The organism is uncultured Cedecea sp., from assembly GCF_947498825.1.
Classification (GTDB): domain Bacteria; phylum Pseudomonadota; class Gammaproteobacteria; order Enterobacterales; family Enterobacteriaceae; genus JGM124.
On sequence record NZ_CANMLV010000001.1, the window covers coordinates 364,740 to 390,255 of the forward strand.

15 protein-coding genes are annotated in these 25,516 nt (G+C 50.0%); 10 read left to right on the forward strand and 5 right to left on the reverse strand.

Annotated elements, in window-relative coordinates; translation table 11 throughout:
- Window positions 1–111 precede the first annotated feature (111 nt).
- The 5 genes from galF to udk all read right to left on the reverse strand — a co-directional run bounded on the left by galF (window position 112) and on the right by udk (window position 5,199).
- The gene (gene galF / locus Q1A40_RS01895) at window positions 112–1,002 is read right to left on the reverse strand and encodes a UTP--glucose-1-phosphate uridylyltransferase GalF (RefSeq protein WP_299997052.1); all 891 of its coding nucleotides are present in this window, start codon (window positions 1,000–1,002) and stop codon (window positions 112–114) included.
- Window positions 1,003–1,473: 471 nt separating this feature from the next.
- On the reverse strand, window positions 1,474–1,602 hold the full coding sequence (locus Q1A40_RS01900; protein WP_299997055.1) for a hypothetical protein: 129 nt from the start codon (window positions 1,600–1,602) through the stop codon (window positions 1,474–1,476).
- Between the two features lie 100 nt (window positions 1,603–1,702).
- Window positions 1,703–3,538, reverse strand: coding sequence for an outer membrane assembly protein AsmA (gene asmA / locus Q1A40_RS01905; RefSeq protein WP_299997058.1), 1,836 nt, complete (start codon window positions 3,536–3,538; stop codon window positions 1,703–1,705).
- 101 nt (window positions 3,539–3,639) lie between these two features.
- Complete coding sequence (gene dcd, locus Q1A40_RS01910; protein WP_299997061.1) at window positions 3,640–4,221, reverse strand: dCTP deaminase; 582 nt, start codon at window positions 4,219–4,221, stop codon at window positions 3,640–3,642.
- A gap of 336 nt (window positions 4,222–4,557) precedes the next feature.
- Window positions 4,558–5,199 (reverse strand): uridine kinase, encoded by a 642-nt coding sequence (gene udk, locus Q1A40_RS01915; protein ID WP_299997063.1) that lies wholly within the window; start codon window positions 5,197–5,199, stop codon window positions 4,558–4,560.
- A gap of 693 nt (window positions 5,200–5,892) precedes the next feature.
- Between udk and Q1A40_RS01920 the strand changes: the two genes are divergently transcribed.
- The 10 genes from Q1A40_RS01920 to yegS all read left to right on the forward strand — a co-directional run bounded on the left by Q1A40_RS01920 (window position 5,893) and on the right by yegS (window position 24,812).
- Window positions 5,893–9,237 (forward strand): diguanylate cyclase, encoded by a 3,345-nt coding sequence (locus Q1A40_RS01920; protein ID WP_299997066.1) that lies wholly within the window; start codon window positions 5,893–5,895, stop codon window positions 9,235–9,237.
- A gap of 211 nt (window positions 9,238–9,448) precedes the next feature.
- Entirely contained in the window at window positions 9,449–10,801 is a 1,353-nt protein-coding gene (gene yegD / locus Q1A40_RS01925) for a molecular chaperone (protein WP_299997069.1), read from the forward strand.
- 319 nt (window positions 10,802–11,120) lie between these two features.
- Window positions 11,121–12,359: an MdtA/MuxA family multidrug efflux RND transporter periplasmic adaptor subunit gene (locus tag Q1A40_RS01930; protein ID WP_299997072.1), complete on the forward strand. Its 1,239-nt coding sequence runs from the start codon at window positions 11,121–11,123 to the stop codon at window positions 12,357–12,359.
- Entirely contained in the window at window positions 12,356–15,478 is a 3,123-nt protein-coding gene (locus Q1A40_RS01935) for an MdtB/MuxB family multidrug efflux RND transporter permease subunit (protein ID WP_299997075.1), read from the forward strand. Before Q1A40_RS01930 ends, Q1A40_RS01935 begins: the two co-directional genes overlap by 4 nt.
- Window positions 15,479–18,571: a multidrug efflux RND transporter permease subunit MdtC gene (gene mdtC, locus Q1A40_RS01940; RefSeq protein ID WP_299997077.1), complete on the forward strand. Its 3,093-nt coding sequence runs from the start codon at window positions 15,479–15,481 to the stop codon at window positions 18,569–18,571.
- Between the two features lie 3 nt (window positions 18,572–18,574).
- Window positions 18,575–19,990 (forward strand): multidrug transporter subunit MdtD, encoded by a 1,416-nt coding sequence (gene mdtD, locus Q1A40_RS01945; RefSeq protein ID WP_299997079.1) that lies wholly within the window; start codon window positions 18,575–18,577, stop codon window positions 19,988–19,990.
- On the forward strand, window positions 19,987–21,381 hold the full coding sequence (gene baeS, locus Q1A40_RS01950; RefSeq protein ID WP_299997082.1) for a two-component system sensor histidine kinase BaeS: 1,395 nt from the start codon (window positions 19,987–19,989) through the stop codon (window positions 21,379–21,381). The genes mdtD and baeS overlap by 4 nt, the downstream gene beginning before the upstream one ends.
- 11 nt (window positions 21,382–21,392) lie before the next feature.
- Window positions 21,393–22,115, forward strand: coding sequence for a two-component system response regulator BaeR (baeR, locus tag Q1A40_RS01955; protein WP_299997085.1), 723 nt, complete (start codon window positions 21,393–21,395; stop codon window positions 22,113–22,115).
- A 118-nt stretch (window positions 22,116–22,233) separates the two neighbouring features.
- On the forward strand, window positions 22,234–23,577 hold the full coding sequence (yegQ, locus tag Q1A40_RS01960) for a tRNA 5-hydroxyuridine modification protein YegQ (RefSeq protein WP_299997088.1): 1,344 nt from the start codon (window positions 22,234–22,236) through the stop codon (window positions 23,575–23,577).
- Between the two features lie 335 nt (window positions 23,578–23,912).
- The gene (gene yegS / locus Q1A40_RS01965) at window positions 23,913–24,812 is read left to right on the forward strand and encodes a lipid kinase YegS (RefSeq protein WP_299997860.1); all 900 of its coding nucleotides are present in this window, start codon (window positions 23,913–23,915) and stop codon (window positions 24,810–24,812) included.
- Window positions 24,813–25,516 lie beyond the last annotated feature (704 nt).

The following is a 25,516-nucleotide window of genomic DNA, read 5'->3' on the forward strand; positions in this document are numbered from 1 at the left end:
GTTTCATTAGATTCAAGTCGAAAAAAAAGGCAGTTCGCATCTCAAGTTCAGCACTATCTGGACGCATAACTACCCTATATACTCTTCCCTACCCTCTGCTTTACCTGAAAATCAGTCTAACAAAGTCAGCAAATGCTCGCGGAACTTCCGCCCTTCTTTGCGATTTCGCAGTCCGTACTGGACAAAGGCCTGCATATAGCCCAGCTTTTTGCCGCAGTCGTAGCTTTCACCGGTGAGCTGCATGACTTCTACTGGCTGGGTTTTATTTAACTCGGCAATAGCGTCAGTAAGCTGAATGCGTTCCCAGGCGCCTGGCAGGGTTTTCATCAATATTGGCCAGATATCTGCAGACAAGACATAACGGCCTACGGCCATCAGGTCAGAGTTCAGAATTTGTGGCTGGTCCGGCTTTTCAACAAAGTCGACAATACGGCTGATATCCGCTTCATTAACCAGTGGTTGTTGGGTGGTGATCACCGAGTATTCAGACAAGTCACCATCCAGGTGTTTGGCCAGTACCTGGCTGCGCCGGGTTTCATGGAAACGCTCAATCATGGCAGCCAGGTTATAACGCAGCGGATCGGCGCTGGCGTCATCGATAACCACATCCGGCAGTACCACAACAAAAGGATTCTGGCCAATGATATGACGCGCACACAGAATGGAGTGGCCCAGGCCTAATGGCTGTGGCTGACGCACGTTCATAATGGTCACACCCGGCGGGCAGATAGACTTCACCTCTGCCAGTAACTGGCGCTTGACACGCTGTTCCAGCAGGGTTTCTAATTCGTATGAGGTATCAAAGTGGTTTTCGACCGCATTCTTTGATGAGTGGGTGACCAGCACAATCTCTTTGATGCCTGCCGCGACGATTTCATCAACAATATATTGAATCATCGGTTTATCAACGATAGGTAGCATCTCTTTAGGGATTGCTTTGGTGGCTGGTAACAGCTGCATTCCCAATCCCGCTACCGGGATCACCGCTTTTAAATTCGTCATTTGTCATCCCACTTTGCAATTAACGAAAGATTATAAACTTTTCGCGCTTCAATTCCAGTAACAATTAACAGAATACCGATACAAAAAATAATCCAGCGTTCTTCAGCAAAGGATAGTGTTTATTTCATACACACTTAGGGTGAAATGTTATTATCGGGCATGATAATTTAGCGCTCATTATCTGAACTTCACCTTATTGCAATAGTTAACATATAATACTACAGAATGTGGTCTGGTCAGAATTTCATATCAGTAAAATATTTATAGTGGTTTTTTATATTAACACGCACATTGTGAGTTAATTTTCATATAGATAGTCCAGCCTCATGACTGCTGTTCTCTTTTAAGAATAGTCCCCTGTTATAAATCGCACTAACCATTTTCTCTATACAACTCTCTTTAGCAATTATAACGTCATTGTTCCCGGGCCTGAGTGGCACAGAACAGATTTTTGAGGCCAGCGATTCTTTTTTAATAATATAATTTTGGGGTCACACCGCGCGCAGAGTGATATTCTGCAAGGAGGCGTGCTAATTTTCTTTTGTCAACCAGAGTTAAAAATGCCCTGCTTTGTTTTTTTTCGGGATTATTTTCAGCCATGTTTTTCCCAAGGGATAATTCTTAAAAACAATAAAATAAAGGCCGTCACGTAACTGACGGCCTTTATTTTATTATGGTTAATATCTTACGTTGGTCGCGGTTAAAAATCCTTCAGCAGGCGTTTAATGTCTTCAACGCCTTCTTGTTCTGTTCTCTTGTCCAGCCATTCATTCAGGCGCTGTTTTACTTCACCTTGCAGTAAGTCACGCAGAACCTGGTCTATTGGCAGGCTGTAGCTGAGTTGCTGCCATGGGCCATAGATCCGCAGTGGTACAGAGGCCCTTTCCAGCAACTTGATGAGTTTATTATTGCTACCCTGCCAGCCGCCGTTCACTCTGATATGGAACATCACATCGCAGACTTCCTGCACAATATTCAGCGTACCGCTCCCCGTTAAAGTCAGTATATTTGAGTGTCCGGACATGGAGCTGAGTTGCAGGGAGCCATTGTTCAAGCGCATCCGGGCGCTCAAACTGTCCAGTGAAGTGATGTTATCATCATTGCCCGGAATAGAGATCCCGCTGGCTGAGCGGCTGACGGCCTGCTGGATCAGCTGTTGGAAGTTCATGCCCTGTAACAGAGCCTGACTGAGGTCGATTTGGGCATTACCCTGCCAGTGTTCACGAAAGTCGCTGGCGCTGAGTGCATTCCCACTCAGCGAACCATTCAGGGATAACAGGCCGGTGACCACCACCGGATAGTTAAAGGCGCTTAAAAGGGTGCCAACCTCAATCTGTCTGAACTGTGGCTGAAAACTGTATTTAGCTTGACTACCGCGTACATCAAGGGTGCCTGGCAAAGATAAAGATCCGTTGCCTATCTGGCCATTCAGGGTTTCAATTTTCAACAACCCTTTGCGGTTAGTGAGGCTGGTCTGGAGCCCGGTAACATTAAGTCCACGCCACTGGAGAGTATCAGCGGCAAGGCTGATGTCTGCCTGCTGGGTACGCAGCGTCTGATAATCGGGCTCAGGGGAATGTGCTATCACCGGGCGTGGCGGGTTACTACTGGCTACCGGCTGGCCTGAACGGGTGTCGGTTATCAAAAGATTATCGAGATTCAGTTTGCGGGATTGCAGATTAACCGCCAGTTCGGCGATATCCCCCAGGGTGTAACTTATTTCGCCCTTCAGATCGCTGTCATTGGCGGTAAAACGGGTAATATTCAGGTCAAGTTTTTGTGCTGCCTTCTCTTCCTGCCAGGTAAAAGAGAAGTCGCCGCTACCTTTAATGCCTTCCGCCAGTAAGTCTGCGCCCTGCAGCTGATAGTTGAGCGAGGAAACGCTGGCATTCAGCGTATGAGGGTAATCGCTAAAATCAACATCTGCCAGTAGCGAAAAGGTTAAATCCCGTTGGTCACGGTTGATACGGCTGCTCAGTTCAATATGGGCTTTTTTACTGGCGTCCTGCTGCATCTCCAGGTTGATGCCCCGAACGGTAATTTGTTCTTTATCCGCTCGCTGAAACACCAGCACACTGTCAACGACCTTGAGTTTATCGATAGCAAATGACCAGCCTCGGTCCGTGGTCGAGGAAGAACTGCTCCCCTGTGGCGCAACGGGTGAATTTGCCGGTTCTTGGGGCTGACTCTCGGGGATAAGTTTCACCACAGTGTCTTTCACCATCACTTGCTTCACCTGAAGCTGATGGGACAGCAGTGGATAGAGCGCGACATCAAGGCGCATATTCTCAGCGCTGACAATCGGCTGACTGGCGCCAGGTGCGGTTAATGACATCCGCCCGGATAAAATACTGAGCTGCGGCCAGACATGCCAGCGCAAAGGACCTTCGATATTAAGCTGATAGCCGCTACGCTCTTCGACTTCCTGCACCATCCAGCCACGGAAATCATTGGGATTAACCAATAAAATCAATGCAGAAAGGCCCGCAACAATCACCACGAGTAAAATCATCAATGTGGTCAGGAATCGTTTCATAGCATCCTCAGAACGATTATCAACAACTTCCAGTGCTTATCTTAGTTCAGATGGGTGATAATGGTCACCCTAAAACCTGACAAGATAAGCCGCTGTTGTCGTTAGTCCTTGTCTATGCGACTGGCAACAGCCCCTTGTTGATCGCGGTATTTTGCATCCTGACGGCGGTTATAGGGTCGAGCGGCAGGGCCACTTAAGGGCTCAAAGCTAAGCGCGCCGATCAGCATGCCGGGCCGCAGCGCCAGGGGCAGCTTGCCGGAGTTGTAGAATTCTAACACAATACAGCCATGCCAGCCGGGATCAATACGGTGGGCAGTGACATGCACCATTAAACCCAGTCTGGCAAGGGAAGAGCGGCCATCTAACCAGCCGATTAAATCTGAGGGAATGGTTATTGACTCAAGCGTCACGGCCAGCGCCAGCTCACCCGGATGGAGAAAAAAGGCTTCGCCTTCAGCCAGCACTATCTCTTCACTCATCACGCGTTCAAGTGCCGCACTGACTTCGTTTTTCGGACCACTAAGGTCGATAAAAGGTGCGGTATGGCCGCTAAAGGTTCTGAATTTATTCCCCAGGCGCACATCAACTGTAGCGCCACTAATGCGTTCAGCGGGAGGGCGTGGCGTAATGGCCAAACGGCCGTCGTCCAGCCAGGCTTCAATATCGGTATCACACAAACGCATTATGCTCTCCTTAATGACCTGTCTCACCAGGCTATTTTATTTGCCATTTTGGTCCCGGGGCTGTGCTCAGGAGCCTCACATACCAGGTGTACGTTGCGGTTCCTTCGCGCAGTCCAGGAGCAAAATCACTATAGCAATAACGGGTGAGACAGGTTCTTCATCTAATTAAATAAACCATCAGTCAAGGGAGTGGGCTCCTCCTGTACCTTTATATACGCCAGGTTGTCCCGTATCTACTGATATTCAGAAAATCGAGCCACCGGGTAGAGAGCGTTCGTCGCCTGTCAGAGACTGATGATTAAGCCATGCAAATTATTGTCGCTATCTGCTGCCCTGTTATTCAAAAAACTGAGAAATCTTCGCTTTAAGGATATCAATAGCAATACGATTTTTCCCCCCGCGCGGCACAATAATATCGGCATATTGTTTAGACGGCTCAATAAATTGCAGGAACATCGGTCTTACTGTTTTCTGATACTGGGCCATAACCGAGTCCATTGAACGCCCGCGTTCGTTGACGTCGCGCTTCATTCGGCGCATCAGACAAATATCCAGTGGGGTATCAACGAAAATAGAAAAATTCATCTCTTCACGTAACCGGGCATCGGTCAGCAGCAGAATACCTTCAAGAATAATCACCTTTTTAGGTACCAGATGAATGCTTTTTTCCATTCGCGTATGTTCAACATAACTGTAGACAGGCAATTCAATCGCCTGCCCTGCTTTCAACATTTGCAAATGCTGGAAGAGCAGATTGTGGTCCATGGCGCTGGGGTGGTCGTAATTGGTCTTTATCCGTTCGTCCATCGACAGATGGCTTTGATCTTTATAATAACTATCTTCCGGAATGACACCTATGTGCTCATCACCTACTTGTTCACGCAGCTCTCTATAGAGTGTACTGGCAATAAGACTTTTCCCTGAAGCCGATGCGCCGGCTATCCCTATAATGACGCATTGATGAGACTGTTCAGTCATGTTTTTACGGCCTGAATACAAAAAGTTATATGGGGAGGCGGCGTTAATACGCCAAACGTCGCAAGTATAGGGTTAACGGCCAGCTGATACCAGCCTGTTGCCGGGCATATTTACCATAAAATGCCGAAATAACCTCTTTTCAGGCTTTCACACCCTCTGTCTTTAAGCTGCCTTAGTGGGGTAACCATCGCAAATTATTTTTAATATATCCCCGTCATACTGCAAGTTGCCTGGGTGTTACCGCAGTGAGTACCGTCGGCGCACATCGTTTATCTATGCTCATCGACGACCTGAACCAGGCGCCTACAAGCAACTCGAATTATTTAGGGTATAAAGGTATATTTAACAAAACGTTCGTATGAATTATAAAAAGTTTGTACTAGCATATAGTCGCCATATTGAAGTTATCTGGATATGACTGTCGTGAGATGCATTAAATTACAGTGTCTGTCTATGCCGGAAGGTGCATTTTGTGGTGCATCTGAGCGTCATTTTAATGCATTAGAGTCTCGTTTATACCTGTCATATTTCACGTAGCCTGAGCGTTGACGCAGTGAGGACTGCCGAATCATAGAGTTTATCTATGTTTACCGTCTGTCTGAACTTGGCGTCTGCAAGCAACGGGAATGATTCAGGGCATACGTTCTTTTTTATTTACTTCGCCCGGGCCTGTAGCCTGGCGTATGGGCAGTAATGAAGCAAAATAATCAACCCGCAAAAATCACGCAGCTTCCACTAACACTGCTGTTCAGTCTGGGGCTACTCAGTTTTATTTTTACTCTCTATACGCGCACGCTGACAGATACCTACGCGGCAATGTCGCCCCTGTGGTTATCCACTGCACTTATCATGGCGGCCTTTTACCGTAATCCTGTCAAATTATGGCCTTTGATAGCCCTGGTCTGTGGATCGGGCAGTTTAATTGCCAGTAGCCTCTGGCATGATACCAGCTTGATATCTCTGGCGTTCACGTCTTTCAATATTATTGAAGCGTTAGTGGGCGCCTTGCTCTTACGCCGCGTGTTACCAAGGGATAATCCATTAGCCAGTCTTAATGACTGGGCCAAAATGCTGCTCTGCGGCACGCTCATTCCGTCGCTCGTTGGCGCGGTACTGACAAGTCCCCTGGCCGCGACTGTCGGCCTGCCCGTCGTCAAATTATTCTCTGTCTGGGTTTCGGCAGAAGCCGTGGGGACGCTGGCATTTTTACCTATTGGCCTGTTGTTTAAACCCTCTGCATTACCCAAAAGCTACCACCTACAGTGGATTACCGAAACGATTCTTACTCTTGCCGTAACCTTAGTGCTGGGCTATCTGGCGCTGAGCTATCTCCCCTGGCCACTCACTTTTATTATCGTTGTCTTAATGTGGAGTGCTATCCGATTACCCCGGCTACATGCCTTTCTGCTGTTTTTTGCTGCCGTAATTATTTTATCGTCCGTGATTACTACTGGCTATTTTTCACTCGATACAATTAAGCACAGCGCCGGGTCCACCCTACTTGCCTATACCCCCTGGCTGCCGTTTTTGATGTTATTGCTCCCGGCCAATACCATGACCATGGTGATGTATGCCTTCAAAGAAGAACGTAAATTAATTGCCGCCAGTGAGACTCGCTTTCGTAATGCGATGGAGTATTCCGCTATCGGGATGGCGCTTGTCTCGCCAGAAGGAAAATGGATGCAGGTTAACCAGTCGTTATGCCGTTTTCTTGGTTACTCACCTCATGAGTTGCTGGCGCTAACGTTTCAGCAAATCACCTGGCCGGGTGATTTAAAGAGCGACCTCGAAAAACTGGAAAAACTGACGGCAGGTGAAATCAACAGCTATTCGATGGAAAAGCGTTATTACACCCGCGAAGGAAATGTGGTCTGGGCGCTGCTTACCGTTTCAGTGGTTCGCGATCCGGACAATAACGCACTTTATTACATCGCCCAGATTGAAGATATTAACGAGCTTAAACACAGTGAACAGGTTAATCGCCAGTTGATGGAGCGTATTACCCTGGCGAATGAAGCCGGGGGCGTGGGGATCTGGGAGTGGGATCTTATCGATGACTCTCTGAACTGGGATAAGCGGATGTATGAATTATATGATGTACCGCCGCAGACTCCTCTGAACTATAACGTCTGGTTGCAATGTGTCGTGGAAGAAGAGAGAGCCGCCCTTGATCTGTACTCCCGACGCATTGCCAAAAGTAATGAGCACTTCAAGCAAGAGTTTCGTATTAACACCTCAACGGGCATTCGCCATATCCGTTCATTTGCGAATCGTGTGCTGGCCAGAAATGGCGAAACAGAACGTTTCTTAGGCATTAATATGGATATGACAGAGGTTAAAGAGCTTAATGAAGCCCTTTATCAGGAAAAAGAACGCCTGCATATTACCCTTGACTCCATCGGTGAAGCGGTCATTTGTACCGATGTCGAAATGAAAATCACTTTTATGAACCCGATTGCTGAACGACTCAGCGGTTGTTCACATAAAGAAGCATTAGGCCTGCCGGTCCAGAGTGTGCTGCATATTACTCTCGGGGATAACGGCCCCATTCTGACGGATATTTATAACGGGATATTCTCGCACCCGTTGATTGAGCAAGATATGGTGCTGCATTCACGTCAGGGTGCCCACTATGATATTCATTATAGCCTGACGCCATTGACCACCCTCGACGGGCATAATATTGGCTCGGTGATGGTTATTCAGGATGTGACTGAGTCAAAAAATATGCTCAAGCAGTTGAGCTACAGTGCCTCCCATGACAGCCTGACTCAGCTGGCTAACCGCTTCAGTTTTGAAAATCACCTGCGGCAGTTGCTGCAAGATGCTATCGAACATCGTCAGCAACACGCTCTGGTGTTTATCGACCTCGACCGTTTTAAAGCCGTCAATGACTCCGCGGGCCACGCCGCCGGGGATGCCTTGCTACGAGAGATCTCCGCCATGGTGCTCAGTATGCTGCGCACCGGCGATCTGCTGGCACGTTTAGGGGGGGATGAATTCGCACTGATACTGCCTAATTGTTCCATCGACAATGCGTTTCACATTGCCGAGGCGATTATTCGCAATATTAATCACTATGATTTTATCTGGGAGGGCGTGCAGTACCGGATTGGTGCCAGTGCCGGCCTCACCCGTATTCATAGTGGTAATGCCGTGGCGGAAGAGGTGTTGTCCCAGGCAGATATCGCCTGTTATGCGTCAAAAAATGGCGGCCGTGGTCGGGTTACTGTTTATGACCCGCATCAGCTCGAGGCTTCCGTCGGCCATAGTAGCCTGCAGGCGAAAGAAATTCGCGAGATGATTCACCAGAACCAAATAATGATCGTTGCCCAGTCTATTGCTCCGGTACGCGTATCAGCGACCACCAGTTTTTATTTCTTGTCCCTGCGTTTCTGGCGTAATAACGCAGAGGTCATTAACGAGGAAACGCTTCGCCCCCAGTTGCAAGACCCAGGATTGCAGTACGATTTGGATCTGAGGGTTATTAAAGAGTTCTTTAATCGCTTTGCCGCTACGCTAACCCGTAAAGGTTTTGGCGTAACCCTGCCCGTTTCGGCGGTAGGGCTTTCCAGCAAAAGCCTGGTGAATGAGCTGTTAAATGCCTTAGCCAAACATAAAATGCCAGCCCGTTTACTGCATTTATCCATTTCCAGTGAAGTCCTGTCTCATGCTTCGGCACAGTTGAATGATAATCTGCAAAAACTGAAACAGGCCGGTTGTAAATTGCTGATAAGCCATGTCAACCGGGCGCCGGAAATGTTAAATACCGTCAACCGTCAGTTATTTGACTATGTCATGATTGACTCCGAACTGATGGTGAACATTCACGAGAATGTGATGAATGAAATGATGGTGTCGATTATTCATGGTCACGCCCATCGTCTGTCGTTACGGTCTATTGCCGGCCCGGCAGAAACGCAGGAGCAGTTCGATACCCTTTCGTCACTGGGCATTGATTTAATCTTTGGTGAGTCAGTTTCCTCTTCCCTGCCGCTGGATTCACTGCTAAGCCATAGCTACTTCGCGATTAACTGAATCGTCAGCCACTGGCTGACGATCCCCCCTTGTGACTCACGCCCATTTTGCTCTCTGTTCCTTTATTCACAGAGGCTAAGAGACCAATAAAATAAGCGCTTAGCCTGGAATTTACTCCGTCAATAAGCCCGGTAAAGTTATTCAGTTGCCGAGCGGCGTTCATTCCGCTAAAGTCGCCCGCTTCTCAATGGCATGGGGATGGATAATTAATATGAATATTGGTTTTGACTACGGCACTGCAAACTGCTCTGTCGCAATAATGCGTGAGGGAAAACCTCAACTACTGGAGATGGAGCAAGGCTCGACATTTCTTCCTTCGATGCTATGCGCACCGACTCGTGAGGCGGTCAGTGAGTGGTTATACCGCCATCACGGCGTACCGGCTAACCGGGATGAAACCCAGGCGCTGTTGCGCCGTTCGGTCAGTTTTAACCGCGAAGAAGGCATTGACGTCCTGCCGGGTAGCGTACAGTTTGGCTTACAGTCATTGCGCCAGTATATGGAAGATCCGGAAGAGGTCTACTTCGTTAAATCTCCGAAATCGTTTCTTGGCGCCACCGGACTAAAGCCTCAGCAAGTTGCGCTGTTTGAAGACTTGGTGTGTGCCATGATGCTGCATATTCGCCAGCAGGCCGGCGTTCAAATGACCGAGCAGCCGACCCAGGCTGTGATTGGCCGGCCGATTAACTTCCAGGGAATGGGAGGGGAAGAAGCCAACCGCCAGGCGGAAGGTATTCTGGAACGTGCAGCCCATCGCGCCGGGTTTAAGCACGTAGTTTTTCAGTTTGAACCCGTGGCTGCCGGGCTGGATTTTGAAGCCACGCTTCAGCAAGAAAAACGCGTACTGGTCGTGGATATCGGCGGCGGAACCACCGACTGTTCTGTTTTGCTGATGGGGCCTCAGTGGCATACCCAGTCAAACCGTACCGCCAGTTTGCTGGGGCACAGTGGTTGCCGGGTCGGGGGGAACGATCTCGATATTATGCTGGCCTTTAAACAACTGTCACCGCTGCTTGGCATGGGGGGTGAAATGCAAAATGGTAACGCTCTGCCTGTACTGCCGTGGTGGAATGCGGTGGCGATTAATGATGTTCCGGCTCAGAATGAGTTTTATGCCAGTGCAAACGGGCGCGCGCTCAATGAGATGCAATATAACGCCAAAGAGCCGGAAAAAGTGGCCTACCTGTACCAGGTCTGGCGTCAACGTTTAAGCTATCGTCTGGTTCGCGCGGCCGAAGAGAGCAAAATTTCCCTCTCCAATAGCGAGCAAGTGGCAACCCTGCTGCCGTTTATTGCCCCCGACCTTGGCTGTGATATTAGTCAGCAAGCACTGGAGTCCGCTATCAGCCAGCCACTGCAGCGCATTATGGAACAGGTCACCCTGGCGATGAACAGCAGTGATGTACAGCCGGATGTGATTTATCTTACCGGTGGCAGCGCTCGTTCCCCGCTATTACGCGCCGCACTCAGTCGTCAGCTCCCCGGAATTCCCATTGCAGGTGGGGATGATTTTGGCTCGGTCACCCAAGGGCTGGCGCGCTGGTCTGAGATTATTTTCCGCTAGTCCTTATTTTCTTCAATATATCCCCCTGCTATTGGGGGCTATGTTCTCCGCTTCTGGCACAACACCCTCTTTTTAGTGATGTTTTTTCAATTGCAGAGTACTATCTATACCCAAAATAATTCAAGTTGCGGCAAGGCTCCCAGTTCAGCCCGTCGATGAGCATAGATAAACGCTGTGATTCGGCGGGCTGGAGGCAGGTAATACCCAGGCAACTTGGAGTATGACGGATATATATACAGTACTTCATATTTCCTCCATTATTCCCCGGCTATATTTAATTACACTGGGCGTATAGTTTTAAAAAGAGAATGGACCTCCTATGACAGGCAAAAGCAGGAAAATTTCACGAGGATTATGGCTGGCCGGCATCGTTATAATTCTGCTGGCAGCGGTGTGGTTCTGGCGTAGCCAGCAAACGGCACCGACATCTGCGCCTCAGGCAAGTCACCGTCAAGGCCCATCAGCCGGAGGATCTCGTGGTATGCGAGGTGCAGCCCTGGCACCGGTTCAGGTTGCCACTGCCAAGCAGCAGGCCGTGCCGCATATTCTGACGGGTTTAGGCACTGTTACGGCAGCCAATACCGCAACGGTGCGCAGTCGGGTTGATGGCCCGTTAATCGCGATTCATTTTCAGGAAGGTCGGCAAGTCAGTGCCGGTACGCTGCTGGCTGAAATCGATCCCAGTTCATTTAAAGTCGCGCTGGCACAGGCCCAGGGGCAGCTGGCTAAAGACCAGGCTTCACTGAATAATGCCCGCCGTGACTTAACCCGTTATCAGCAACTGGCTAAAACCCAGGTGGCTTCCCGCCAGGAGCTGGATGCTCAGCAAGCGCTGGTCGCTGAACTTACAGGCACCGTAGCGGCCAGCCAGGCATCGGTCGACAATGCTCAGCTTCAGCTGGACTGGAGCCGTATTACCGCACCAATCAGTGGCCGCGTGGGATTACGACAAATCGATGTCGGGAACCAGGTTTCCAGTAGCGATGCGATTGTGATTATTACCCAAACCGACCCGATTGACGTGGTGTTCACCCTGCCGGAAAGTGATATCAGCACCGTAGTGAAAGCCCAGGCTATCCAGCCTGCTCTACCGGTTGAAGTCTGGGATCGCTCTAACCAGCAGCGGCTCGCTCAGGGTTCCTTGCTCAGTCTGGATAATCAGATAGATGCCACCACTGCCACCATCAAGCTAAAAGCGCGCTTTGCTAACCAGGAGGGTCTGCTATTCCCGAATCAGTTTGTGAATACCCGTATGCAAGTCGCCACGCAGGAAGATGCTATTGTTATTCCTGCCTCAGCATTACAGATGAGCAGTGAAGGTCACTTTGTCTGGGCTGTTAACGCCGATAATAAAGTCAGCAAGCAGCGGGTGACGACGGGTGTACAAAGCAGTAAATCGGTGGTTATCCAAACCGGTCTCGCAGCGGGAACCCGCGTGGTCACCGATGGTGTTGATCGTCTGACGGATGGAGCGCAGGTTGAAATCGTCGCCCCTGCAGAGGTGAATACAAGGCCGCCTGCGACAGAGCAAAAAGCGCGGGGAGCGCGGGCATCATGAGTGCTTTACCCCCTGACCTGCCAGGAGGCCCTTTCCGGCTGTTTATTCTACGCCCGGTGGCTACGACTCTTCTGATGGTGGCTATTTTACTGGCCGGGATCATTGGTTATCGTTTTTTACCGGTTTCCGCTTTGCCTGAAGTAGATTACCCGACTATTCAGGTGGTTACACTCTATCCGGGTGCCAGCCCTGAGGTGGTCACCTCCGCCATTACAGCACCATTAGAACGGCAGTTTGGTCAGATGTCTGGTTTACAACAAATGTCGTCCCAGAGTGCCGGTGGGGCGTCGGTGATTACCTTACAGTTTCTGCTCAGTCTTCCTCTCGATGTCGCGGAACAAGAAGTTCAGGCTGCGATTAACGCCGCCACGAATCTGCTACCCAGTGATTTACCCAATCCGCCGATTTACAGCAAAGTTAACCCGGCCGACCCGCCGATTATGACGCTGGCAGTAACGTCCAGCGCCTTGCCGATGACCGACGTCCAGGATTTGGTAGAAAATCGCATTGCCCAGAAAATTTCCCAAGTCTCGGGTGTCGGTCTGGTACAGCTATCCGGTGGAATGCGCCCGGCAGTGCGTATTCAACTGAACTCCCAGGCGCTGGCCGCGCTGGGGCTGACCAGCGAAAATGTGCGCACCGCGATTACCGGAGCCAACGTTAACTCCGCCAAGGGAAGTCTGGACGGACCGGAACGATCTGTTACCCTTTCCGCCAATGACCAGATGAAATCAGCTCAAGAGTACCGGGATTTGATTATCCTCTGGAAAAATGGTGCACCGATTCGCCTGGGCGATGTGGCCGAGGTGGAACGGAGTGCAGAAAATCGCTGGCTGGGAGCCTGGGCCAATAAACAGCCTGCAGTGGTGCTTAATATTCAGCGCCAGCCAGGGGCAAATATTATCGCCACCGCAGACAGTATTCGTGCCCTGCTGCCAACGCTCACCAGCAGCCTGCCGAAATCGGTAGAGATGACGTTACTGAGTGACCGCACCACCAATATTCGCGCTTCAGTCAGCGACACGCAACATGAACTGATGCTCGCCATCGCGCTGGTGGTGATGATTATCTATCTGTTTTTACGCAATGTGCCGGCAACGATTATTCCTGCTGTTGCGGTACCGCTTTCCTTAGTCGGAACTTTTGCGGTGATGGTGTTTCTTGATTTTTCCATCAATAACCTGACATTAATGGCCCTGACTATCGCCACCGGATTTGTGGTGGATGATGCGATTGTGGTTATCGAAAATATCTCACGCTACATTGAAAAAGGCGAAAAACCGCTGGATGCGGCCCTGAAAGGAGCCGGTGAAATTGGTTTTACTATTATCTCGTTAACCTTCTCACTTATCGCAGTGCTGATCCCTTTGCTGTTTATGGGGGATGTCGTCGGGCGTTTATTCCGCGAGTTTGCCGTCACTCTGGCTGTCGCTATTCTTATTTCTGCAGTGGTGTCGCTCACCCTGACGCCAATGATGTGCGCCCGCATGCTAAGCCACGAATCATTACGCAAGCAGAATCGTTTCTCACGCGCCTGTGAAGTGATGTTTGACCGGGTGATTGCCGCCTACGGGCGTTTTCTGACGCCAGTATTGCGCCACCCCTGGCTGACACCCAGCGTCGCGTTTGCCACCATGGCGCTGACGGTCGTGCTGTGGATCTTTATCCCCAAAGGGTTCTTTCCCCTGCAAGATAACGGCATGATCCAGGGCACTCTGCAGGCACCCCAGTCGGTTTCGTTTGCCGGTATGGCAGAACGCCAGCAGCAGGTCGCGGATATTATTTTGCAGGATCCGGATGTTGAAAGTCTGACCTCCTTTGTCGGGATCGATGGCACCAATCCGTCACTGAACAGTGCCCGTCTGCAAATTAACCTCAAGCCGCTCAGCGAGCGAGATACACGTATTCCGGTGGTCATTGAACGTCTGCAACAGAGTGTCGCCAGGCTGCCTGGCCTGTCGCTCTATTTACAGCCGACTCAGGATTTAACTATCGATACCCAGGCAAGCCGCACTCAGTACCAGTTTACCGTTCAGGCCACCTCGCTGGAGCAGCTAAGTACCTGGATACCCAAACTTGAAGATCAGTTAAAAACGCTGCCAGAATTGTCAGATGTCAGTAGTGACTGGCAAGACAGAGGGTTAATGGCTTATGTCAATGTTGATCGTGACAGCGCCAGTCGGCTTGGTATCAGCATGCAGGATGTGGATAACGCCTTGTACAATGCCTTTGGTCAGCGGTTGATTTCAACTATCTACACCCAGTCTAATCAGTACCGCGTGGTGCTGGAAAACAACACCCAAAATACGCCAGGGCTGAGCGGGTTAGACGGCGTTTATCTGACGAGCAGTGAAGGTAAACCGATCCCGTTAAGCACCATCGCGCACATTGAGCAACGCTTTACGCCACTGGCCATCAATCATCTGGATCAGTTTCCCTCTGCCACTCTGTCGTTTAACGTACCGGAACCTTATGCCCTGGGGGATGCCGTCAATGCTATCCTGGCAACGGAAAAAGCGTTGAATTTACCGACGGATATGACCACCCAGTTCCAGGGCAGCACGCTGGCATTCCAGGCGGCGCTCAGCAGTTCGGTATGGCTGATCCTGGCCTCGATCGTCGCCATGTATATTGTGCTTGGGGTGTTATATGAAAGTTTTATTCACCCAATAACGATTCTCTCTACCTTGCCCAGCGCTGGAGTCGGCGCCTTGCTGGCACTGATGCTGTCCGGGGCCGAGCTGGATATCATCGGCATTATCGGCATTATTCTGTTGATTGGTATCGTGAAGAAAAATGCCATTATGATGATCGACTTTGCTCTCGCGGCAGAACGTGAGCAAGGCATGACGCCGTACGATGCTATCTATCAGGCCTGTTTATTACGTTTTCGGCCGATACTGATGACAACAATGGCGGCAATACTCGGCGCACTGCCGCTGATGCTCGCGACCGGTGTCGGCGCAGAATTACGCCAGCCGCTGGGGATTGCTATGGTCGGAGGGCTGCTCGTCAGCCAGGTTCTGACCCTGTTTACCACGCCGGTGATTTATCTGTTATTTGACCGTCTTGCCAGCAACACGCGTCACCGTTTTAATAAGTCGCAGCCGGAGGCGTAAATGAAATTTTTCGCTTTCTTTATTTCGCGTCCGGTTGCCACGCTGCTACTGACCCTGGCTATTGTTCTGTGCGGAATTTTGGGCTTCCGGTTATTACCGGTTGCCCCACTCCCCCAGGTTGATTTTCCGGTGATTATTGTCAGCGCGTCTTTGCCCGGCGCATCGCCTGAAACCATGGCTTCTTCTGTGGCCACGCCGCTGGAACGTTCATTAAGCCGCATCGCCGGGGTCAATGAAATGACCTCATCGAGCTCGCTGGGCAGTACGCGTATTATTCTCCAGTTCAATTTTGACCGTGATATTAATGGCGCAGCCCGTGATGTTCAGGGAGCGATTAATGCCGCCCAGAGCTTATTGCCAACCGGTATGCCAAGCCGCCCTACCTACCGTAAGATCAATCCGTCTGATGCACCGATAATGATCCTTACCCTGACATCAGATACCTTGAGTCAGGGAGAACTGTATGATGTTGCCTCGACACAACTGGCCCAGGCCGTTTCCCAGATAGAAGGCGTTGGTGACGTGGATGTGGGGGGGAGCTCGCTTCCTGCAGTACGCGTCACGCTCAACCCAATGGCACTGTTTAACCAGGGCATCTCGCTGGATGCCGTTCGCACCGCTATCAGTAGCGCCAATGTGCGCCGCCCGCTGGGCGCGCTGGAAGATAATCATCAACGCTTTCAGGTCGAGAGCAACGATGAACTAAAGAAAGCGGCGGACTATCAGCCGCTGATTATCCGCTACCAGAACGGGGCAGCGGTACGCCTGAGCGATGTCGCCGAGGTGGTGGATGATGTGGAAAATTACCGTAATGCGGGAATGGCCGACGCCAAACCAGCGATTCTGTTGATAGTGCGTAAAACTCAGCAAGCCAATATTATTGCCACCGTAGACCGAGTGCGCGAAAAACTGCCCATTTTGCAGCAACTGCTTCCGGCTTCGGTCAAGTTACAGATTGCCCAGGACCGCTCCCCCACGATCCGCGCCTCGCTCCTTGAGGTCGAAAAGACCCTGGTCATTGCGGTCGCCCTGGTTATCCTGGTGGTATTTTTATTTCTACGATCGGGTCGTGCCACCCTTATCCCGGCGGTTGCCGTACCGGTTTCTCTGGTAGGTACCTTTGCCGCCATGTATTTATGCGGCTTCAGTCTTAACAATCTGTCGCTGATGGCGCTTACCATTGCCACGGGCTTTGTGGTCGATGATGCTATTGTCGTGCTGGAAAATATTACCCGTCATCTGGAAGCGTCAATGAAACCGATGCAGGCGGCCCTGATTGGTGTGCGAGAGGTGGGTTTTACCGTTTTTTCGATGAGTCTGTCATTAATTGCCGTGTTCCTGCCGCTGTTACTGATGGGCGGATTACCAGGACGATTATTCCAGGAGTTTGCCATTACCTTGTCAGTGGCGATTCTGATTTCGCTGGCGGTGTCACTGACGTTAACCCCGATGATGTGCGGCTGGTTACTGAAAAGCCGCCCGCCACATACCCCGCTGGCCCCAACAGGAATGGCAAAATTACTGGGCGGAGTACAAACCGGTTATGCCCGCTCCCTGCGCTGGGCGCTGAGGCATAGCCGCTTTATTGGCATGGTGTTTCTCGGCACCATTGCCCTGACGGTCTGGCTTTACATTTCTATTCCGAAAACCTTCTTCCCGGAACAGGATACCGGAAGGTTAATGGGGAATATTCGCGCTGACCAAAGCATCTCCTTCCCGGCAATGCGCGAAAAGCTGCAGGATTTTATGAAAATTATTCGTGAGGATCCGGCGGTAGACAACGTCACGGGTTTTACCGGAGGCTCCCGGGTTAACAGTGGGATGATGTTTATTTCACTCAAACCCTTGTCTGAGCGTAGCGAAACGTCACAACAGGTGATTGACAGACTGCGGGTTAAACTCGCCAAAGAACCTGGCGCCAGTCTGTTTTTAATGCCAGTGCAGGATATTCGTGTCGGCGGGCGTCAGGCCAATGCCAGCTATCAATATACCCTGTTGTCCGACGATCTTAGCGCTCTGCGAGAATGGGAACCGAAAATCCGTACTGCGCTGGCGGCATTACCTACACTTGCCGATATCAATTCAGACCAAGAGGATAAAGGTTCTGAAATGGCCCTGACCTATGACAGGGACGCGCTGGCCCGGCTCGGGGTGGATGTGGCCGAGGTGAATAATTTACTCAATAACGCTTTTGGTCAGCGCCAAGTCTCCACCATTTATCAACCGCTTAATCAGTACAAAGTGGTGATGACGGTTGACCCGCGTTATGCGGAAGATGTCAGTGCACTGGATAAGATGTTTATCATCAATAAAGACGGGGCTCCTATTCCGCTTTCTTACTTTGCTAAATGGCGGCCTGCTAATGCGCCGCTCTCGGTTAATCACCAGGGACTGTCAGCCTCCTCCACTATTGCGTTTAACTTGCCGACCGGGGTCTCATTGTCTGAAGCCAGCGCGGATATTGACAGAACCATGACGGCATTAAGCGTTCCGTCCTCGGTGCAGGGCAGCTATTCTGGCACCGCACAGCTTTTTCAGGAGTCGCAAAACTCGCAGGTTATTCTGATTCTGGCGGCAATTGCCACGGTCTATATTGTGCTGGGTATCCTGTATGAAAGTTATGTTCACCCCTTAACCATTCTTTCAACCTTGCCTTCTGCTGGCGTAGGCGCTTTACTGGCGCTGGAACTGTTCCAGGCTCCTTTTAGCCTGATTGCTCTGATTGGCATTATGCTGTTAATTGGTATAGTAAAGAAAAATGCGATTATGATGGTCGACTTTGCGATTACCGCACAGCGTCAGGGCAATCTCAGCCCCGAAGAGGCGATTTTCCAGGCCTGTTTATTACGCTTTCGCCCCATTATGATGACGACGCTGGCGGCGATATTTGGCGCACTGCCACTGGTGCTCACGCATGGTGATGGCGCAGAGCTACGCCAACCGCTGGGTATTACCCTGGTGGGGGGACTGGTGATGAGTCAGCTATTGACGCTCTATACCACTCCAGTGGTGTATCTCTTCTTTGATAAGCTGAGAGCCCGATTTACCTCCAGTAAAAAACCGGACCTGACGTTTGGGGTCAAGGATAATTGATACATGAATGACCTGCCCTCGGCGGTGCGCTGGCAGTTATGGATTGTTGCTTTTGGCTTCTTTATGCAAGCCCTGGATACCACGATTGTGAATACGGCGCTGCCCAGCATGGCTCACAGCCTGGGGGTCAGTCCGTTGCAGATGCACTCAGTGGTGGTCGCCTATGTCTTAACGGTGGCGGTGATGCTGCCAGCCAGTGGCTGGCTGGCCGACAAAGCGGGTGTGCGTAATGTCTTTTTTACTGCCATTGTACTGTTTACCTTTGGTTCACTCTGCTGTGCGGCTGCTTCAACACTAAATGAGCTGGTTCTCGCCCGCATTATCCAGGGGGTTGGCGGAGCAATGATGGTGCCTGTGGGGCGCTTAACGGTGATGAAAATTGTCCCACGCGCGCAGTATATGGCAGCCATGACGATGGTGACGATTCCGGGACAAGTCGGCCCTCTTCTCGGCCCGGCGCTGGGCGGCGTACTGGTTGAGTATGCAACCTGGCACTGGATCTTTTTGATTAATATCCCGGTGGGAATTATCGGCGCGATTGCCACCCTGAAACTGATGCCCAATCACAAACTACAGACGCGTCGTTTTGATATTACCGGTTTCTTATTACTGGCTGTGGGTATGGCCCTGTTGACGATTGCACTGGAAGGTCAGCAAGGGGTTGATATATCAGCCGGACTACTCGGTGCAATCATTGTTATCGGCCTGAGCGCTCTGCTGCTTTATCTGCGTCATGCCTCGGGTAACCCTGACGCACTGTTTAATCTTGATTTATTCAAAACCAAAACCTTTTCTCTGGGCCTGGCCGGGAGTCTCTGTGGGCGTATTGGTAGCGGCATGCTGCCCTTTATGACACCGGTATTTCTGCAAATTGGCCTTGGCTTTTCGCCGTTTCATGCCGGATTAATGATGATCCCGATGGTGCTGGGCAGTATGGGGATGAAACGCATTGTGGTTCAGGTGGTTAATCACTTTGGCTATCGTAAAGTGCTGGTCGCCTCGACCCTGGGCCTGTCGGTACTGAGTCTGTTATTTGTCACCACCGCGATGATGGGCTGGTACTGGCTGCTACCGATAGTGCTGTTCTGCCAAGGCATAGTCAATGCGATGCGTTTTTCATCCATGAACACCCTTACTTTAAAAGACTTACCTGATACCCTGGCCAGCGGCGGTAATAGCTTGCTGTCAATGGTCATGCAGCTGGCAATGAGTATTGGCGTCAGTATTGCCGGTCTTTTACTGGGCATGTTTGGCCATCCACAGGGCGTCAGCGATCCGGGCATGTTGCAGCACATCTTTATCTACACCTACAGTTGTATGGCCGTGATTATTGCCCTGCCGGCACTGATTTTTCTGTGGGTTCCGACCGATAGCACCCTGAATTTAGCGATTACCCGAAAAAAGAGGAACACGTCATGAAACTCTGGCGACCGGGGGTCACCGGTAAACTGTTTTTTGCCATCCTGTCGACCTGTTTAATGGTGTTAGCCATTATGCACTGGGGCGTACGGCTGAGCTTTGAGTACGGTTTTATTGACTATATTAAACGGGGTAATGAGCAGCGTGTTCAGTGGTTAAGCAACGGGCTGGGTGAACAGTATGCCGAACATGGCAACTGGAAATTTCTGCACCACAATCAACGGGTGATGTTTCAGCTGTTGCGATCTTTTGAACAAGACGCTGATAATGAAAATGGTAACCCTCCGCCACACCCTCCTCCTCATGGCTGGCGTACCAAGTTTTGGGTATTGGATCAAAATAAAAAAGTGCTGGCAGGACCGCGCGAAAGCGTGCCAACCGACGGGATACAGCAGGAGATCAAAGTCGATAATCGTCTGGTAGGCTGGGTGGTTGCCTCATCAGTCGAACATTTGACGCAAAATGCCGATATCAATTTTGATCGCCAGCAGCAGCGCACCAGTTGGATTATTGTCGCCCTGTCATCATTACTGGCAGCCGCTGTGACGTTTTTTCTGGCACGCGGTTTACTGGCTCCAGTCAAACGACTGATAGCGGGAACACATCGACTGGCGGCTGGTGATTTTACCACTCGGGTGACGCCGGGGAGTGATGATGAGCTGGGTCGGCTGGCACAAGACTTTAATCAGCTTGCCAGTACACTGGAAAAAAACCAGCAGATGCGGCGCGCCTATATGGCCGATATCTCGCATGAACTTCGTACGCCACTGGCTATTTTGCATGGCGAGCTGGAAGCCATGCAGGATGGCGTTCGTCAGTTCACCCCTGACTCACTGGCCTCATTACAAATGGAAGTTGCCACTCTGACCAAACTAGTGAACGATTTGCATCAGCTTTCTTTGTCCGATGAAGGAGCCCTGGCCTATCAAAAACAGACGCTGGATATTATTACCCTGCTGGAAGTGGCAACCGGGGTTGTTCGTCTGCGTTTTGCCGAACGCGGCTTAAAGATACGTCTTGAGCTTCCCGAGCAGGCACAGGTATTTGGTGACAGCGATCGTCTGATGCAACTATTTAATAACTTGCTGGAAAATAGCCTGCGTTATACCGACCCTGGGGGAGAGCTACTGATTCAGGGGCAGTTTACAGATAACACCCTGACGCTGCGTTTTTGCGACAGCGCCCCCGGAGTGACCGACGAGCAACTGACTCATTTGTTCAACCGCTTCTATCGCGCAGAAGGTTCACGTAACCGCGCCAGTGGCGGCTCCGGTCTGGGCTTATCGATTTGTCAGAACATTGTTACCGCCCACGGCGGCACACTACAAGCCAGTCATTCCCCCTTGGGTGGGATGATGATGACAGTGGTTCTGCCACTGGAAACCAGTTAATCGAGAATACTATGACTGAAACTCCTGTTGATGACCAGGCACCGCGTATCTTAATCGTTGAAGACGAACCTAAGCTGGGTCAGTTATTAATTGATTATCTACGTGCGGCAAATTTTACCCCGGTGTTGATTAATCATGGCGATCTGGTTATCCCTTATGTCCGCCAGACGCCTCCTGACCTTATTTTGCTGGACTTGATGTTACCCGGCTGCGACGGCCTGACGCTCTGTCGGGAGATCCGCCGCTTCTCCGAAGTCCCGATGGTTATCGTCACGGCGAAGATTGAAGAAATAGACCGGCTGTTAGGGCTGGAACTAGGCGCAGATGATTATATTTGCAAGCCCTACAGTCCGCGTGAAGTCGTGGCTCGTGTAAAAACGATTCTACGTCGCTATAAAAAAACGCAAAATTTCAGTATTGACGCAGACAGTAGCCCGTTAGTGATAGATGAAGGACGCTTCCAGGCAAGCTGGCGCGGTAAACTACTGGAGCTGACACCGGCTGAATTCCGTTTATTAAAAACCCTGTCCAGTGAACCGGGAAAAGTGTTTTCTCGAGAAATGCTGCTCAACCATCTCTATGATGATTACCGGGTGGTGACGGACCGCACTATCGATACACATATTAAAAATCTGCGCCGTAAACTGGAAGCGCTGGACAGCGAACCTTCGTTTATTCGCGCAGTTTACGGTATGGGTTATCGCTGGGAAGCCGGTATCAGCACCCTACTGTAAAAGTAGTTTCCCGTCACAATTCGCGCTACAATTCCACTCAGTAACTGTGGAAATTATTTCCTCCCAAACCGCCCCATTCAGTGAGGCGGTTCTGACTTGATATCAGACTGAGACCAACATGTTTAAACCAGAACTCCTTTCCCCTGCGGGAACGCTGAAAAATATGCGTTACGCTTTCGCCTATGGTGCCGACGCGGTTTACGCAGGCCAGCCCCGCTACTCGCTCCGGGTTCGTAATAATGAATTTAATCACGAGAACTTACAGACCGGCATTAATGAAGCTCATGCTTCAGGAAAGAAATTTTATGTGGTGGTCAATATTGCCCCCCACAATGCCAAGCTGAAAACCTTTATTCGTGATTTAAAGCCGGTGATTGATATGGGGCCGGATGCCCTGATTATGTCCGATCCCGGACTGATTATGATGGTACGCGAAGCTTTCCCGCAAATGGATGTCCATTTGTCAGTGCAGGCCAATGCCGTCAACTGGGCAACGGTTAAATTCTGGCAACAGATGGGGCTGACTCGCGTTATCTTGTCCCGTGAACTCTCCCTGGATGAGATAGCAGAAATTCGCGCGCAGGTTCCGGAAATGGAGCTGGAAATTTTTGTCCATGGTGCGCTGTGTATGGCCTACTCCGGACGCTGCCTGCTATCAGGCTATATCAATAAACGTGATCCGAACCAGGGAACCTGTACCAATGCCTGTCGCTGGGAATATAAAGTGCAGGAAGGAAAAGAGGACGATCTCGGCAATATCGTTCATATTCATGAACCTATCCCTGTACAGAACGTCGAGCCGACTTTAGGTCTGGGGGCTCCGACGGACAAAGTGTTTATGGTTGAAGAGGCCAAACGTCCCGGCGAGTATATGACAGCCTTTGAAGATGAGCATGGCACTTATATCATGAACTCAAAAGATTTAAGGGCAATTGAGCATGTTGAGCGTCTGACTAAAATGGGCGTCCATTCTCTGAAAATCGAAGGCCGGACTAAATCACACTATTACTGTGCGCGTACCGCCCAAGTGTACCGCCGGGCAATTGATGATGCCGCTGCTGGCAAACCTTTTGACCCGACATTGATGCGCACACTGGAAGGTCTGGCTCATCGTGGCTATACCGAAGGTTTCCTGCGCCGTCATACCCATGATAGCGCGCAGAACTATGACTACGGACACTCCATTTCTGACACTCAGCAGTTTGTCGGAGAGTTTACCGGTGAGCGCCGCGGAAACCTTGCCGCTGTGCAGGTAAAAAATAAATTCAGCGTCGGTGATAGTCTGGAATTGATGACTCCCCAGGGTAATGTGGTATTTACGCTCGAACAGATGGAAAACAAGAAATCTGAAGCGGTGTCAGTTGCGCCAGGTGATGGTTATACCGTCTGGCTGCCTGTCCCTGATGATATGGACCTGACTTATGCTCTGCTAATGCGTAATCTTAACGGGCGGGCAATTTGAGGTGTGACGGGTATAAATAAGATTATTCTTTCTATATTAGAATCTGATCACATATCAATCGGCCAGATAACGCTATTATCGCCGGGCTGAAAAACGTAACAATAAATGAACAGCTTTTTTGAAACCACCTCCTTGGTCTGCGCAATCTCCCTTGCGCAGACTTTCTTTTTTACAATCTAATTGTCCCTCCCCTTGCCAGTCTTGCCTACACTTTATCGATACCCGTCATATTTCAAGTTGCATGTGCATTGTTTAAAACGTTAACGTTTTGGTCTGCAACTTGAAATATGACGGGTACACATCGAAATAGAGAACGACGGACAAGCCAGAGGTGAATAATGACATTTCCAGTTTCATTAATAATACTTAATGGCAAAAATGCCGAAAACGATCCCCTGCGTGATGCCGTAACCGCTCTGCGCGACGAAGGCTACACTATCCATATTCGCGTCACCTGGGAAAAAGACGATACTCCTCGCTATGTGGAAGAGGCCCTGGCCTTGCAGGTCGACACCGTGATTGCCGGTGGTGGAGATGGCACCATTAATGCTATCGCTACTTGTCTTGCAGGACTTGAGCCTGAAGTGCGCCCCGCTCTGGGAGTTTTACCGCTGGGAACCGCCAATGACTTTGCCACCAGCGCCGGAATTCCGCAAGAAATGGAACCCGCTTTACGCTTAGCCGTCGCTGCCAGCCCGCTCGGTATTGACTTAATTCAGGTTAACCACGAATTTTTCTTTATCAATATGGCTACCGGCGGCTTTGGTACCCGTATCACGACTGAAACGCCGAAAAAAATGAAATCACTGCTCGGGGGACTGTCGTATTTTATCCACGGGCTGATGCGTATGGATACTCTGAAACCCGATAGCTGTGAAATTCGCGGTGAACATTTTCACTGGCAAGGTGATGCGCTAGTGGTAGGTATTGGTAATGGACGCCAGGCTGGGGGTGGTCAGCAACTTTGTCCTGATGCTTTTATCAATGACGGATTACTCGATATAAGGATCTTTACCGGGGAAGAGTTATTACCTGCAATAGTGACACAACTCACTAATACTTCAGAACATTACGCGTTTACCGAAGGAAGATCGAAATGGTTTACCATCACAGCACAGAATGAAATGACCTTCAATCTCGATGGTGAACCCTTAACAGGGAATGAGTTTCATCTTGAGGTTCATCCTCATGCCCTGGCATGCCGACTGCAACCTGACTGCCCGTTATTGAAATAGATAACCCTTAACAAAGTCATGTCTCTTTCTTTCCCGGGAGAGACCCCCTTTTCTACAGCTAGCCAACCGTCCGGTATCTCCCCCGATAACTGCACAATATCAGTCATTATTCATATTCAGGTCTGACATCCTGAAAGGCTCTTATCTGTCTCTTTTCCCGTTATCAGAGCCAACCTGACAGATAAAGTCCTCTCATCCATTATTCCCTGGTTGATTATCCGCTCTCTGCCACAACACACGCGATGTCATTTTCCACAAATAGCCCGAGTGCGTGATAACTAAATAAATCTCCGTTCTGCTGAGAGTGAACTATACTTCATTTATCTGCCGATAACTTCCCTCATCAGGCACCATTCAGAAACGAAAAATCAATAAACTCCCAATAAAATCACAAATGTCGATATATTAACCTGTTTTTTGTTAATTTAATGTAAACAATTAATCATGTTAGACATAAAAAACAAAAACAACAGGATTACATACCATATGATAAAATAAGGGATATACTTTTTAAAATACCACAGATATAGTACTTTCTGATAGCCAATAGATAAGTCTCATTCTGTCGCTTTAGAAAAAAAAACACTCTCTCTATTAGTGAGCAGTGAATCATTGCTATCAATTAATAATTTCTTATTTTTCTATATTATATCACTAATAAGCCACACCAAAATAGCGCTTCTGTGCACCTCAATGAGTCCCAT

Coding starts and splice junctions, on each gene's coding strand:
- Q1A40_RS01930 (WP_299997072.1), top strand. CDS start 11,121: ATGACAGGCAAAAGCAGGAAAATTTCACGAGGATTATGGCTGGCCGGC.
- yegD (WP_299997069.1), top strand. CDS start 9,449: ATGAATATTGGTTTTGACTACGGCACTGCAAACTGCTCTGTCGCAATA.
- dcd (WP_299997061.1), bottom strand. CDS start 4,221: ATGCGTTTGTGTGATACCGATATTGAAGCCTGGCTGGACGACGGCCGT.
- baeR (WP_299997085.1), top strand. CDS start 21,393: ATGACTGAAACTCCTGTTGATGACCAGGCACCGCGTATCTTAATCGTT.
- Q1A40_RS01920 (WP_299997066.1), top strand. CDS start 5,893: ATGAAGCAAAATAATCAACCCGCAAAAATCACGCAGCTTCCACTAACA.
- Q1A40_RS01900 (WP_299997055.1), bottom strand. CDS start 1,602: ATGGCTGAAAATAATCCCGAAAAAAAACAAAGCAGGGCATTTTTAACT.
- mdtC (WP_299997077.1), top strand. CDS start 15,479: ATGAAATTTTTCGCTTTCTTTATTTCGCGTCCGGTTGCCACGCTGCTA.
- baeS (WP_299997082.1), top strand. CDS start 19,987: ATGAAACTCTGGCGACCGGGGGTCACCGGTAAACTGTTTTTTGCCATC.
- udk (WP_299997063.1), bottom strand. CDS start 5,199: ATGACTGAACAGTCTCATCAATGCGTCATTATAGGGATAGCCGGCGCA.
- Q1A40_RS01935 (WP_299997075.1), top strand. CDS start 12,356: ATGAGTGCTTTACCCCCTGACCTGCCAGGAGGCCCTTTCCGGCTGTTT.
- yegQ (WP_299997088.1), top strand. CDS start 22,234: ATGTTTAAACCAGAACTCCTTTCCCCTGCGGGAACGCTGAAAAATATG.
- asmA (WP_299997058.1), bottom strand. CDS start 3,538: ATGAAACGATTCCTGACCACATTGATGATTTTACTCGTGGTGATTGTT.
- mdtD (WP_299997079.1), top strand. CDS start 18,575: ATGAATGACCTGCCCTCGGCGGTGCGCTGGCAGTTATGGATTGTTGCT.
- galF (WP_299997052.1), bottom strand. CDS start 1,002: ATGACGAATTTAAAAGCGGTGATCCCGGTAGCGGGATTGGGAATGCAG.